10 protein-coding genes and 1 riboswitch are annotated in these 13,508 nt (G+C 71.9%); of the genes, 6 read left to right on the forward strand and 4 right to left on the reverse strand.

Annotation, left to right across the window (positions count from 1 at the left end; genetic code table 11):
- Nucleotides 1-4 precede the first annotated feature (4 nt).
- On the reverse strand, nt 5-1,144 hold the full coding sequence (locus MQP27_RS33830; RefSeq protein ID WP_242772124.1) for an ATP-binding protein: 1,140 nt from the start codon (nt 1,142-1,144) through the stop codon (nt 5-7).
- Nucleotides 1,145-1,302: 158 nt separating this feature from the next.
- Here MQP27_RS33830 and MQP27_RS33835 point away from each other — a divergent pair, with 158 nt between their 5' ends.
- Nucleotides 1,303-2,658 carry an SWIM zinc finger family protein gene (locus MQP27_RS33835; RefSeq protein WP_242772126.1) on the forward strand — a complete coding sequence of 452 codons (1,356 nt, stop codon included), beginning with the start codon at nt 1,303-1,305 and terminating at the stop codon, nt 2,656-2,658.
- A gap of 79 nt (nt 2,659-2,737) precedes the next feature.
- Nucleotides 2,738-4,354: a DUF5691 domain-containing protein gene (locus MQP27_RS33840; RefSeq protein ID WP_242772128.1), complete on the forward strand. Its 1,617-nt coding sequence runs from the start codon at nt 2,738-2,740 to the stop codon at nt 4,352-4,354.
- Here the strand turns inward: MQP27_RS33840 and icmB are convergent.
- On the reverse strand, nt 4,351-4,785 hold the full coding sequence (gene icmB, locus MQP27_RS33845; RefSeq protein ID WP_242772130.1) for a coenzyme B12-dependent isobutyryl CoA mutase small subunit: 435 nt from the start codon (nt 4,783-4,785) through the stop codon (nt 4,351-4,353). The genes MQP27_RS33840 and icmB overlap by 4 nt on opposite strands.
- 350 nt (nt 4,786-5,135) lie before the next feature.
- On the opposite strand from icmB, the gene MQP27_RS33850 reads away from it, so the two are divergent.
- Both MQP27_RS33850 and MQP27_RS33855 read left to right on the forward strand, forming a co-directional pair.
- Nucleotides 5,136-5,993, forward strand: coding sequence for a lipase family alpha/beta hydrolase (locus MQP27_RS33850; RefSeq protein WP_242772132.1), 858 nt, complete (start codon nt 5,136-5,138; stop codon nt 5,991-5,993).
- A 198-nt stretch (nt 5,994-6,191) separates the two neighbouring features.
- On the forward strand, nt 6,192-7,724 hold the full coding sequence (locus tag MQP27_RS33855; protein WP_372511385.1) for a M23 family metallopeptidase: 1,533 nt from the start codon (nt 6,192-6,194) through the stop codon (nt 7,722-7,724).
- Nucleotides 7,725-7,784: 60 nt separating this feature from the next.
- Here the strand turns inward: MQP27_RS33855 and pcrA are convergent, their stop codons facing one another.
- Nucleotides 7,785-10,307: a DNA helicase PcrA gene (gene pcrA, locus MQP27_RS33860; RefSeq protein WP_242772135.1), complete on the reverse strand. Its 2,523-nt coding sequence runs from the start codon at nt 10,305-10,307 to the stop codon at nt 7,785-7,787.
- Nucleotides 10,308-10,549: 242 nt separating this feature from the next.
- A riboswitch (cyclic di-AMP (ydaO/yuaA leader) is annotated at nt 10,550-10,721 on the forward strand.
- 8 nt (nt 10,722-10,729) lie between these two features.
- Here pcrA and MQP27_RS33865 point away from each other — a divergent pair.
- Complete coding sequence (locus MQP27_RS33865) at nt 10,730-11,872, forward strand: C40 family peptidase (protein WP_242772138.1); 1,143 nt, start codon at nt 10,730-10,732, stop codon at nt 11,870-11,872.
- 113 nt (nt 11,873-11,985) lie between these two features.
- Nucleotides 11,986-12,975 (forward strand): tellurite resistance/C4-dicarboxylate transporter family protein, encoded by a 990-nt coding sequence (locus MQP27_RS33870; protein ID WP_242772140.1) that lies wholly within the window; start codon nt 11,986-11,988, stop codon nt 12,973-12,975.
- On the opposite strand, the gene MQP27_RS33875 is transcribed toward MQP27_RS33870, so the two are convergent.
- A complete protein-coding gene (locus MQP27_RS33875; RefSeq protein WP_242772142.1) occupies nt 12,953-13,306 on the reverse strand; it encodes a hypothetical protein in 354 nt (117 codons plus the stop codon). The two genes, MQP27_RS33870 and MQP27_RS33875, sit on opposite strands and share 23 nt — an antisense overlap.
- Between the last annotated feature and the right edge of the window lie 202 nt (nt 13,307-13,508).

A 13,508-nucleotide genomic window follows, 5' to 3' on the forward strand; every position in this document is an offset into this window, starting at 1 on the left:
TCGTTCACGCACTCACCTCGCGGCACGCCCGGTAGAAGTCCGTCCAGCCGTCGCGTTCGCGCACGACCGTTTCCAGGTACTCCTGCCAGATGACCCGGTCGGCCGCCGGATCGCGGACGACGGCGCCGAGGATGCCCGCGGCGACGTCGCCGGCCCGCAGCACGCCGTCGCCGAAGTGGGCCGCCAGCGCAAGCCCGTTGGTGACGACGGAGATCGCCTCGGCCGTCGACAGCGTGCCGCTCGGCGACTTGAGCTTCGTACGGCCGTCCGCGGTCACCCCGTCACGCAGCTCGCGGAAGACGGTCACCACGCGGCGGATCTCGTCCACGCCGTCCGGCACGGACGGGAGATCCAGGGAGCGGCCGATCTGGTCCACCCGGCGCGAGACGATGTCGACCTCGGCGTCGGCGCTCTCCGGCAGCGGCAGCACCACCGTGTTGAAGCGGCGGCGCAGGGCGCTGGAGAGGTCGTTGACCCCGCGGTCGCGGTCGTTGGCCGTGGCGATGAGGTTGAAGCCGCGGACCGCCTGCACCTCCTGCCCCAACTCCGGTATCGGCAGCGTCTTCTCGGACAGGATCGTGATGAGCGTGTCCTGCACGTCGGCCGGGATCCGGGTCAGCTCCTCGACCCGCGCCGTCATCCCCTCCGCCATGGCCCGCATGACGGGGCTGGGCACGAGCGCGTCGCGGCTAGGACCGTGCGCCAGCAACTGCGCGTAGTTCCAGCCGTACCGGATCGCCTCCTCCGGCGTGCCGGCGGTGCCCTGCACGAGCAGGGTCGAGTCGCCGCTGACCGCCGCGGCCAGATGCTCGGACACCCAGGTCTTCGCGGTGCCCGGCACGCCGAGCAGCAGCAGGGCGCGGTCGGTGGCGAGGGTCGTGACGGCGACCTCGACGATGCGGCGCGGGCCCACGTACTTCGGCGTGATGACGGTCCCGTCCGGCAGCGTGCCGCCGAGCAGATACGTCGCCACCGCCCACGGCGACAGCTTCCAGCGGGCCGGGCGCGGCCGGTCGTCCTGCGCGGCCAGCGCCGCCAGTTCGCCGGCGAAGGCGTCCTCGGCGTGCGGCCGCAACGCCTCGGCCGGTTCCTCGACCACTGCTTCTGCTGCTTCGACGGTCGTCGGTTCGACGGACACAGACATGGCGGAGAGCCCCCTCCAGCTCGGCCGGTTCGGATCTGTGACCAACCGTGCACCACGCCACTGACAATCCGTTCCGACCTGCGGAAACGCCTCCGCGAGACCGATCGCCGGGCCGAGCGCCGGACCGATTGTCAGTGGTGGGACCTACCGTCGAGGACATGACTCAGCAGGGGGCGCGCTGGAGCGCGGAACAGGTGCTGGCACTGGCGCCTGACGCCGCGTCACGCAAAGCGGGAAGCAAACTCGGCGCGGCGGGGCCGTGGTCCGAGGCGGGGAGTTCCGGCGAGGGGACGGTGTGGGGGCTGTGCAAGGGCAGCGGCAGCAAGCCGTATCAGACGGTCGTCGACATCGCGGACGCGGCGGGCCCGGCGTACAAGTGCAGTTGTCCGAGCCGCAAGTTCCCGTGCAAGCACGCGCTCGGGCTGCTGCTGCTCTGGGCCGGCGAGGACGGGGCGGTGGGGGCGGGGGCGCCGCCGGACTGGGCTGAGCAGTGGATAGAGGGGAGAAGGCAGCGCGCGCAGGAGAAGCGGTCGGCGGGCCCGTCCGGTTCCTCGTCCGCGGCCGGCGATCCGGAGGCGGCGCGGCGACGGGCGGAGCGGCGGGCCGAGCGGGTCACGGCGGGCGCGACCGAGCTGGAGCAGCGGCTGGCGGACCTGCTGCGCGGCGGACTGGCGAGCGCGGAGCAGGCGGGGTACGGGCTGTGGGAGGAGACGGCCGCCCGCATGGTCGACGCCCAGGCCCCCGGACTCGCTTCGCGGGTGCGGGAGTTGGGGTCCCTCCCGGCGTCCGGCCCCGGCTGGCCGGTGCGGCTGCTGGAGGAGTGCGCGCTGCTCCATCTCCTGGACCAGGGCTGGCTGGGCCGTGAGCGGCTGCCGGAGGGCCTTGCGGCGACGGTCCGTTCCCGCATCGGCCTGCCCGGCTCGGCGGACGGCCCGCCGCTGCGGGACCGCTGGCTGGTCCTCGCCCAGTACGACACGGCGGACGCCCGTCTGACGACCCGCCGGATCTGGCTGCACGGCGCCGACTCGAACCGCACGGCACTGCTCCTCTCGTACGGCGCCGCGGGCCGTTCCCCGGAGCTCGCGCTGCCCGTGGGCCTGACCCTCGACGCGGAGCTGTCCGCCTACCCGGGTGCCGGACAGCTGCGGGCGGCCCTCGGCGAGCAGTTCGCCCCACCGGCGCCCACGGCCCAACGCCCGCCGGGGATGACGACCACCCAGGCCGCCGCCCGTTACGGCACGGCCCTGCGCGACGACCCGTGGCTGGACTCCGTCCCGGTGACGCTCGACCGGGTCATACCGGCCCCGGACGGCACCTCCTGGCAACTGGCGGACGCCGACGAGGACACCGCACTGCCGCTCACGCACACCGCCGCCGCCCGCCCCGGCCTCTGGCGCCTGGTCGCCCTCTCGGGCGGCGCTCCCGTCAAGGTCTTCGGCGAGTGCGGCCACCGTGGCTTCACACCGCTGACGGCCTGGCCGGAGGACAGCGGTGAGCCGGTGCGACTGTGCTGAGCGGACCGCACACCCTGACCGCACACGCCCACCACCCGCTTCCCCTCCCTCTCCGGGACAGCCCGACGAAAGGAACCTCATGAACAGGACGTCCGCACCCGTGGACGCGCCCGCGCCGGGCGTCTGGGAGGAGCTCGTCACGGCGGCGCTGCTGGGGACGGAGCGGCGTACGCCGCCGGGCGGGGCCGCAGGCCGGGAGGCGCCGGTGGCGCTGCTGGACGCGGCGGCCGTGGAGACCGTACGGCGGCGGGCCGGGCTGCGTCCCGCACGGGCGGCCGTACGACCGGAGCCGGCCCCCGAGGACGCGCGCGCCGCGCTGCCCGCGGCCGCCGCCCGCCGGCTCGCGCTGCTGCTGGCGGACCGTGGCGGTACGGCGGGCGGCCGCAGGGGTACCGCGCCGGACCTCACGGAGCTGCTGCCGCAGTGGCTCGCGGCGGCGAACGCCCGAGGGTTCGCGGCCCCCGCGCACCTGCTGCCCGCGCTGCTGGACGCGGCGCGCGGGCGTACGGATCTGCGGCCGGCGGCGCTGGCGTTCGCGGGTCTGCGTGCCGTGTGGCTCGCCCGGCTGAACCCGGACTGGCGGTTCGCCCTGCGGGCCACGCCGGGCGGGGGCGCGGCGCTGCCGCGGCTGGAGGACGAGGAGCAGACGCGGCGGCTGTGGCAGGAGGGCCTGTTCGCCGAGCGGGTCGCGCTGTTGTCGGCCCTGCGCGACCGCGACCCCGCCGCCGCGCGCGAGCTGCTCGTCACGACCTGGCAGACGGAGCGGGCCGAGGACCGCCTGATGTTCCTCGACTCGCTGCGGACCGGACTCGGCCCGCAGGACGAGCCGTTCCTGGAACAGGCGCTGGCCGACAGGAGCCGCAACGTCCGGGCGACGGCGGCCGAGTTGCTCTCCGCGCTGCCGGATTCGGCGCTGGCCGCGCGCATGGCGGTCAGGGCCGGGGCGTGCGTGTCCGTCGACCGCACCCATGCCGTACCGACGATCACCGTGCAGGCCCCGCGCGAGTGCGACGCGAGCATGGAGCGAGACGGTGTCGTGGCCAAAGCTCCGGCGGGACGGGGTGAACGGTCGTGGTGGTTCGGCCAGTTGGTGGAGGCGACACCGCTCGCGACTTGGTCCGGGCGGCTCGGCGGACGTAGCCCGGGCGAGATCGTGGCGCTGCCGGTCGCGGACGACTGGCAGGGCGAGCTGCACGCGGCGTGGTGCCGGGCCGCCGTACGACAGCGGGACCCCGACTGGGCCCGCGCGCTGCTGGGCGCGCCCTCGGCCCCCGAGGCGGGCGGCCCGGGAGCGGTGTCGCTGGCGGAACGGGCCAAGCTGCTCGGCACGCTGGACGCCGCCGAACGGGCCGACTGGGTGGCCGGCTTCATAGCGGCGCACGGGCTGTCGGAGGCGTTTCAGCTGCTCGGGGTGTGCGCGGTGCCGTGGGCGGCACCGCTGGGGCGATCGGTGGTCGACGCGCTCGATATCGCGCGGGACGCGGGGAGTTACCCATGGAGTTTCAGCGGAGTGATGGGTCTGGCCGAACGCTGCCTCGACCCTGCCGAGGCAATCCACCTGGACGGCCTCCAGGCAGTCCCGGACGAGTCGGAGCACGCGTCACCGGGAGCGGGCGGCTACTGGGCGGAGGCGTTCCAACGCCTCGTCACGACCTTGCGGCTGCGGGCGGCGATGGCGGAGGAACTGGAGGGCTAGGACCGCACCTCTTCAGCGCCGCCCGTCGGCTGCGACACATGCCCCCGAACCCAGTCGACGATCGACTGGGTCGTCGCCCCCGGCGTGAAGATCTCCGCCACGCCCTTCTCCTTCAGCGGCGGGATGTCCGCCTCCGGGATGATCCCGCCCCCGAAGACCAGGATGTCCTCCGCGTCCCGCTCCCTGAGCAGGTCGATCACCGCGGCGAAGAGCGTGTTGTGGGCGCCGGAGAGGATGGACAGCCCGATCGCGTCGGCGTCCTCCTGGATGGCCGTGTCGACGATCTGCTCGGGCGTCTGGTGGAGCCCGGTGTAGATGACCTCCATACCCGCGTCGCGCAGCGCCCGCGCGATGACCTTGGCCCCGCGGTCATGGCCGTCGAGCCCCGGCTTGGCCACCACGACGCGGATCGGACCGGCTGCCACACCCATCACTGCCTCCATGAAGCGACTGCGTCCATCCCTACCGACAAGTACCGGCGTACCCGAACCGGCCGGGAAAGTGAACGAACGTTATCTCCAGCATCCCGCAACCGGCAGTTTCGCGCTGTCGGCCGAGGGGGAAATCACACGGTGGGACACGTTCACCGCGCGACGTTCCGGCAGGAACACGCGCAACGGGAGCCGCAACGAGGTCGCCGTACCACCGCGCCGCAGGCCGCGCGCCGTGGCGGTACGGCGTGTCGACGTCGGTACGTGCAGTCGACAGCCTGGGCCGCGACCTCCCATGAGGGCACACGGGGGACAGAGCCGTCCTCCAGCGTGCCGACAGGAGGTCGGCCATGAAGGTCACCAGGGCAGTGCACCCCTTTCTCCCGCTCGGCAGGCGCCTGCTCCCGAGCAGGCTGGCCGGACTCTCCCTCGCCCTGCTGAAGGCGACCGCCCTGGAGCTCGCGATCCTCGCCGGACACCTCCTCCTCTATCCCTCGGGAATCACCCAGGAACGCCGCGCCCCGCTCCCGTCACCCGACGGCGCCGCCCAGTTGCCGACCGGGACGAAACCCCCGGTCGTCCTGCTGCACGGCTTCATAGACAACCGCTCGGTGTTCGTGCTGCTGCGCCGCAGCCTCGCCCAGCACGGCAGGCAGCGGATCGAGTCGCTCAACTACTCGCCGCTGACCTGCGACATCCGCACCGCGGCCGAGCTGCTCGGCCGGCACATAGAGGAGATCTGCGAGCGCACCGGCAGCAAGCAGGTCGACATCGTCGGGCACAGCCTCGGCGGGCTGATCGCGCGCTACTACGTGCAGCGGCTCGGCGGCGACCTCCGCGTCCGCACGCTGGTCACACTCGGCACCCCGCACTCCGGCACCCGCGTGGTGCCGCTGGCCGACGCACACCCGATCGTGCGCCAGATGCGCCCCGGCTCCGAGGTGCTCCAGGAGCTGACGCTGCCCGCGCCCGGCTGCCGTACCCACTTCGTCAGCTTCTGGAGCGACCTCGACCACCTGATGGACCCGCTGGAGACGGCCTGTATCGACCACCCCGACCTGCTGGCGCAGAACGTGCGGGTGAGCGGGGTCGGCCATCTCGCCCTGCCGGTGCACCCGGCGGTCGCCACCGGGATACGCCAGGCCCTCGACGCCACCCGGACAGGAGCCGAGGCCGCCGCCCACGCCGGCGGCCTGACAGTGGCCTGATGGCCCCCTGACAGCCGCCCCACATCGAACGCTCTTCGAACACAAGGCCAAACCCACGCCCGCACTCCCCCGAAACACGGCCGAATGCCCGTTTCCTGCGCGCCCGAAACCAGTTGAAGATTGTCGCGCCCGCATACCGCCGGGTACAGTCACCGCACTGCTCTGGCAGCCCCTGTTGTCGAGGCGAAAGAGAAGTTGGTGAACGACCGTCACCCGTCGGGGACCATGACCACCCCGGCTCCGGCTTCCGATGCCGCCTCGGCGCACTACGCGTCCTACGGCACACAGGAAGCCCAGTACGGCGACTTCACCACGTACGGCACCTACGACGCGAGCAGTTTCGCGACCGGCGCGCACGCCACGGCGACCTTCGACGCCGACCCCCTCTTCGGCAGCCTCCCCGACGACGGCACGACCGGCTCGTACGACTCCGGGCAGTGGGCCACGGGCGGCCACCAGACCCTGAACTACGACATGTACGCGGCCCAGCACCACGCCGCCTACGACACCGGCGCGTACGAGACGACGGCCTGGGGCACGGACCAGCAGCAGCTCTCGGCCATCCCGCCGCAGTCCACCGGGCACGACACCTCCGGCCACTGGGACGCGAGCGCCTGGCTCCAGCCCGACCACTCCGGCACCCCGGCCGACCAGACCCAGCACTGGGAATGGGGCACGCAGGCCTTCGAGACCGGCGTGTACGACGCCACGCAGTGGAACTCCGACGGCTCGGCCGCCGACGGCACCGCCGCCACGGACGGCTACGAGCAGTCAGGCGAACCGTTCGACCAGCAGGCGACCTCGGTCTTCGAGCAGGTCGAGCACGGCGCTTACGAGGAACACGAGCAATACGAGGGATACGAGGAGTACGCGGAACACCCGCAGGACGACGGCGAGTTGGCCGGCACCGGTGAGCTGCCCGCCGTGACGCCACTGCTGGACGACCAGGAAGAGGTCACGCCGGCCCCGGGACCGCGCGCCGCCGCCCGGAACGCGTCCCGCTCCCGCCGCCGTACGCCCCCGAAGCGCTCCGCGCTGCTGACCATCGCCGTGCCCTCGGCGTGTGTGATGGGCGTGGCGGGCATCGCCGCCGCCTCCGTGGGCACGCTGACCGGCGACAAGGACAGCTCGACCACCGCGTCCGACACGCACTCGGTGAAACCGGCCGCCGCCAACAACAAGCTGGACACCCAGCTCGAAAGCCTCTCGGCGGGCGCCGACGACTTCGCCGACCGGGCCAGCCGGACGCAGGAGCGCATCGACCTCAAGGCCCAGCAGGAGGCCGAGAAGAAGAAGGCGGCGGCGGAGGCGGCCCGCAAGGAGCGGCTGCGCCCCAAGTACGCCCTCCCGGTCACCCAGAAGGGGCTCAGCGCCTACTTCGGCCAGGCCGGCATCAACTGGATGTCGGTGCACACCGGCATCGACTTCCCGGTCTCGTACGGCACCACGGTGATGGCCGCGACCGACGGCACCGTCCGCACGCAGTGGAACAGCGCCTACGGCAACATGATGGTGGTGACCGCGAAGGACGGCACGGAGACGTGGTACTGCCACCTCTCCAGCTACCGCGTGGCCTCCGGTACGACGGTCAAGGCCGGCGACCCGATCGCGTACTCCGGCAACTCCGGCAACTCGACCGGCCCGCACCTGCACTTCGAGGTGCACCCGGCGGGCGGTTCGGCCATAGACCCGCTGCCGTGGCTGCGCAGCCACGGGCTCAACCCGACGTAGACCCGCCGAACCCGCCGAACCTCGCTGTGAGCCCCCGCTGACCGGCGGGGGCTCGGCGCGTTACAGCTTCTCCACCGGCGCGTACCGCAGCAGCAGCCGCTTCGGCTTGGCGTCGCCGAAGTCGATCGTCGCCTCCGCGTTCCCGCCCGTGCCCTTCACCGCCACGACCGTGCCGAGGCCGAACTGGTCGTGCGTGACCCGGTCGCCGACCGCCAGCGCGACCACCGGCTTGTCGGAGGCGCGGCTCGTCGCGAAGCCGGACGCGCCCGAGGCCGAGGAGCGGGAGCGCGAGGAGGACAGCGAGGACGCCACGCCCGAAGCCGGGCCGGAGGAGACCGGGGCCGTGGCACCCGTGCGCTTCCAGTCGACGTGGTGGGCCGGGATCTCCTCCAGGAAGCGGGAGGGCGGGTTGTACGAGGGCTGCCCCCAGGCGCTCCGGAGGGCGGACCGGGTCAGATACAGGCGTTCACGGGCGCGCGTGATGCCGACGTACGCGAGCCGGCGCTCCTCCTCCAGCTCCTTGGTCTGGCCGAGGGCGCGCATGTGCGGGAAGACGCCGTCCTCCATGCCGGTCAGGAAGACGACCGGGAACTCGAGGCCCTTGGCGGTGTGCAGGGTCATCAGGGTGATGACCCCGGAGCCGTCCTCGTCCTCGTCGGGGATCTGGTCGGAGTCGGCGACCAGCGCGACCCGCTCCAGGAAGTCGGCGAGCGAGCCGGACTCCTCGCCCTCTCCTGACTCCTGCTCGAACTCCAGGGCCACGGCGGCGAGTTCCTGGAGGTTCTCGATGCGGGTCTCGTCCTGCGGGTCGGTGGAGGCCTGCAACTCGGCGAGGTAGCCGGTCCGTTCGAGGATCGCCTCCAGGACGGTCGCCGGGCCGGCGCCCGACTCGACGATCGTACGGAGGTCCTCCATCAGCGTGTTGAACCGCTTCACGGCGTTCGTGGAGCGCGCGGCCATGCCGTACGCCTCGTCGACGCGGCGCAGCGCCTGCGGGAAGCTGATCTTCTCGCGCTGGGCGAGCGCGTCGATCATCGCCTCCGCGCGGTCGCCGATGCCGCGCTTGGGGACGTTCAGGATGCGGCGCAGCGGCACCGAGTCCTCGGGGTTGGCGAGCACCCGCAGGTAGGCCAGGACGTCCCGGACCTCCTTGCGCTCGTAGAAGCGGACGCCGCCGACGACCTTGTAGGGCAGGCCGACGCGGATGAAGACCTCTTCGAAGACACGGGACTGGGCGTTCGTACGGTAGAAGACGGCGACGTCGCCGGCCTTCGCGTCCCCCGCGTCCGTGAGGCGGTCTATCTCGTCGGCGACGAACTGGGCCTCGTCGTGCTCGGTGTCGGCGACATAGCCGGTGATGCGCGCGCCCGCGCCCGCGTTGGTCCACAGGTTCTTGGGGCGGCGGGACTCGTTGCGCTCGATGACCGCGTTGGCGGCGGAGAGGATCGTCTGGGTGGAGCGGTAGTTCTGCTCCAGGAGGATCGTCGTCGCGTTCGGGTAGTCCTCCTCGAACTGGAGGATGTTGCGGATCGTCGCGCCGCGGAAGGCGTAGATCGACTGGTCGGCGTCACCCACGACGCACAGCTCGGCGGGCGGCAGGTCGTGCTCGTTCGGTGGTACGTCCTCGTCGTGGGCGCCGGTGCCGACCAGCTCGCGCACGAGCGCGTACTGGGCGTGGTTGGTGTCCTGGTACTCGTCGACCATGACGTGGCGGAAGCGGCGGCGGTAGTGCTCGGCGACGTCGGGGAAGGCGCGCAGCAGGTTGACCGTCGTCATGATCAGGTCGTCGAAGTCGAGGGCGTTCGCCTCGCGCAGCCGCGACTGGTACATCGCGTAGGCCTGGGCGAGGGTCTTCTCGAAGCCGTCGGCGGCCTGGGCGGCGAAGTCCTCCTCGTCGATCAGCTCGTTCTTCAGGTTGCTGATCTTGGCGCTGAAGGACTTGGGCGGGTATCGCTTGGGGTCGAGGTCCAGGTCCCGGCAGACGAGCGCCATCAGCCGCTTGCTGTCGGCGGCGTCGTAGATCGAGAAGGAGGACGTGAAGCCGAGCTTCTTGCTCTCCCTGCGCAGGATCCGCACGCAGGCGCTGTGGAAGGTCATCACCCACATCGCGTTGGCACGCGGGCCGACCAGCTGCTCGACGCGCTCCTTCATCTCGCCCGCGGCCTTGTTGGTGAAGGTGATCGCGAGGATCTGGCCCGGGTGCACGTTCCGCTCGGCGAGGAGGTGGGCGATGCGGTGCGTGAGCACACGGGTCTTGCCGGAGCCGGCGCCGGCCACGATGAGCAGGGGTGTACCCGCGTGCACGACGGCGGCGCGCTGGTTCTCGTTCAGCCCGTCGAGCAGCGCGGCGGGGTCGATCACCGGCCGCGGGGCGCCGTCGCGGTAGTAGGCTCCCCCACTCTCGGCTTCGCTCGAGCGGGGGGACCCCCATCGGTCCGGCGGCACGTCGAACCTCCCGCCGAACAGATCGTCCGGAACCGGTTCCGGTACGTGATCGTCCTCGGGCGGCGGTGGGGGTTCCTCCTCGTGGCCACGGGGTGCCTTGAGGTCCGCCAGGAAGCTGTCGTCAAAGAGGCTGCTCATCGCTCTCCGAGTCTAGGGCGCCCCACTGACAACCCGCTGCCGCCCCGAGAACATCGCGGGATCCGGCGAGACCGACACGCTCCCGCACCGGTCCGTCACGATACGTGACCGACCCTGCCGCGCTGACCAAAGGTCACGAAAATGTATCGGGCATATCGAACATCAACCTTCACACGGGCCACACGAGTTGGCTACCGTTCCGAGCAGGCCGTACGACCCCCACCGGCGAACCTCGCCGGGCCGTGCGGCCTCCGCCGAGTCCGGGGCGCCGCCGCGCAGCCGGAGCCGGGGACCCACCTCGACCTTGGGGTGAATCGGTCCAACTCCCTTGAGGGACACGGACCGTAGGGCAACCCTTCCGAACCACCCGCCCGAACCCGACAGCTAACCCGGTAGGCGGATCATGGAAGGAGTCGCCTCCCTTGGCGTCGCACCGCAAGTCGCGCCCCGCGGGTACGCGCGTAGCCGGCATACGCACCCCCGCTCTCGCCACGGCCGCCCTCACCTCCGTGGCCCTGCTCTCCCAGACGGCCAACGCCGCGCCCTCGGCCGACGGGAACCCCTCCCTCGAAGAGGTCGAGAAGAAGGTCGACGACCTGTACCGCCAGGCCGAGTCGGCGACCGAGAAGTACAACGCGGCGAAGGAGAAGACGTCCAAGCAGCGCAGGCGCGTGGACAGCCTCCTCGACGACGTCGCCAAGCGGGCCCAGAAGCTCAACGAACAGCGGGAGCGGCTCGGTTCCTTCGCCGCCGCCCAGTACCGCACCGGTGCCGCCGCGCCCGACACGGCGACCTTCCTGCTCGCCGACTCCCCGCAGGACTACTTCGACCAGACGCAGCTGATGGGCCGGCTGACCTCCCGTCAGAAGAGCGAGGTCGACGACTACTTCAGCGAGCAGTCCGCGACGATGAAGAAGCGCCGGGAGGCCTCCGAGAGCCTCCAGTCGCTCACCGAGTCGCAGAACGACCTGCAGACCGCCAAGTCCACCGTCCAGAAGAAGCTCTCCGACGCGCGCGAGCTGCTGTCGAAGCTGACGGCGGAGGAGAAGGCGCGGCTCGCCGCGATCGAGAAGCAGAAGCAGGAGGAGGCCGCGCGCAAGGCCGCGGAGCTGGCGAAACAGCAGGCGGCCAAGCAGAGCGACTCGTCCACGTCCGACTCGGGCACCTCGGGCACCTCGGGGAGCACCTCCACCGACTCCTCGTACGCCACCAAGGCCGCCAAGGCCCTCGCCTTCGCGCGCTCGCAGATCGGCAAGCCGTACGTCTGGGGCGCCACCGGCCCCGACTCCTACGACTGCTCCGGCCTCACCCAGGCCGCGTGGAAGGCCGCGGGCGTCTCCCTCCCCCGCACCACCTACGACCAGGTGAACGCCGGCACGACCGTCTCCCTCGCCGACGCCCAGCCCGGTGACCTGATCTTCTTCTACGACGACATCAGCCACGTCGGCCTCTACATAGGCAACGGAATGATGATCCACGCCCCCAAGCCGGGCGCGTACGTCCGCGAGGAGTCGATCTACTACGGCGGCGAGTCGATCATCCACAGCGTGGTACGACCGGCGTGAGACGGGGGCGCGCGGACGTGGCGTGAGGTAGAAGCGCACCCCCGCGCCGATTTCCTCGCGCACGCGCGCGTGCCCCGGCCGCAAGCCGGGGCGTGCTCCTTAGCATCGGCTGCATGGCTGCCCCTTCCGCCGATGCGTCCGTTTCGTTCCGTGCCTGGTGGGCGGGGCGTCCGCCGGCAGCCGGGGGTGCCGTGATGGCGACCGGCATCGTGTCGGTCGGGCTGCATCTCGCGGGGTACGAGGTGGTGTCACGGGTCGCGCTGGTGATCGCCTGCGCGGCCTGGCTCGGGCTGGCGGCGGACTTCGCGGGGCGCCTGGCGTGGGACCGGGAGCGGTGGCGGGCCGAGGCCGGGTCCCCCGCCGCGCTCACTGCCGTCGCGGCGACCACCGTCCTCGGGACGCGGTTCTCCGCGCTCGGGTGGCAGACGCTCGCCGAGGCCCTGCTGGCGCTGGCGGTCGTGCTGTGGCCCGTGCTGCTCGTGGATGTCGTACGACACTGGAGTCGGCGCATGCCGGGCGCGGTGTTCCTGTGTTGCGTGGCCACACAGGGGCTCGCCGTGCTCTCAGCCGCGCTGGCCGGCGCTGAGGCCGTGGCCTGGCTCGCGCACGCCGCGCTCGTGCTGTTCTGGCTCGGTCTCGTCCTCTACGGCTTCGCCCTCGCGCGTTTCGAGCTGCGGCAGGTCGTCGAAGGTGCCGGCGACCACTGGGTCGCGGGCGGCGCGCTCGCCATCTCGGCGCTGGCCGGGTCCAAGCTGGTGGCCGCCGACAGCGCGCGCCTGTATCTGTGGAACGACGACGACCGCGGCGTCCTGCGCACCGTCACCCTCTCGCTGCTCGTGCTCGACCTGGCCTGGTACGCCGTACTGCTGGTCGCGGAGGCCGCGCGGCCCCGGCTCCGCTACGACGTGCGGCGCTGGTCCACCGTCTTCCCGATGGGGATGACCGCTGCGGCGACGCTGTCCATCGCCGCCGCCCTCGACGTCTCCTGGCTCGACGGCCCGGGTCGGGCGCTGCTGTGGATCGCGGTGGCGGCGTGGCTCGCCGTCGCCACGGGGGCCGTCGCCGCCGCCCGCGCCGGGGTCAGGTCCACAGCACCGCGATGAAGACGTTCGCCGTGGTGAGCGCGCCCACCAGCCCGAACAGGCTCTTGTCGACCTTCTCGTCGTCCCGCTTCACGTAGACCAGGCCGAGGATCACGATCAGCAGGGCGAGCTTCACGCCGATCTTGATGTTGTTGACGTGCTGGTTGTCGGCCTGGTTGAGGCCGACCAGGATCGCGCCGGTGACCAGCATCGTCAGCGCGCCGTGCAGCATCGCCGGGACGAAACGGGCCTCGCCGCGGCCCATCGCCTTCATCTGGGTGAGGAAGCCGCCGAGGAGCGAGGCGATGCCGACGATGTGCAGGCCGACGAAGAGATGGATGAGTACGTCCATGAGGCCGGAGCTTAAACAGGGGCGCACGGTGCGTCCGACACCGGCCCCGCCGCGAACCGCCCGTCCGCCCGGCGTGACTGGATCTTGCATATATGCGGCCCGTAGCAGCCCGTCACCCGTACGTGTCCCGGAACCGTCACATCGGTCAGCCCACTGCGTGAAGTCGACGGCTCCGGAACGGGATCACGGTCGTTTACGGTCA

It is taken from the genome of Streptomyces cylindrosporus (genome assembly GCF_022698165.1).
GTDB classification, from domain to species: domain Bacteria; phylum Actinomycetota; class Actinomycetes; order Streptomycetales; family Streptomycetaceae; genus Streptomyces; species Streptomyces cylindrosporus.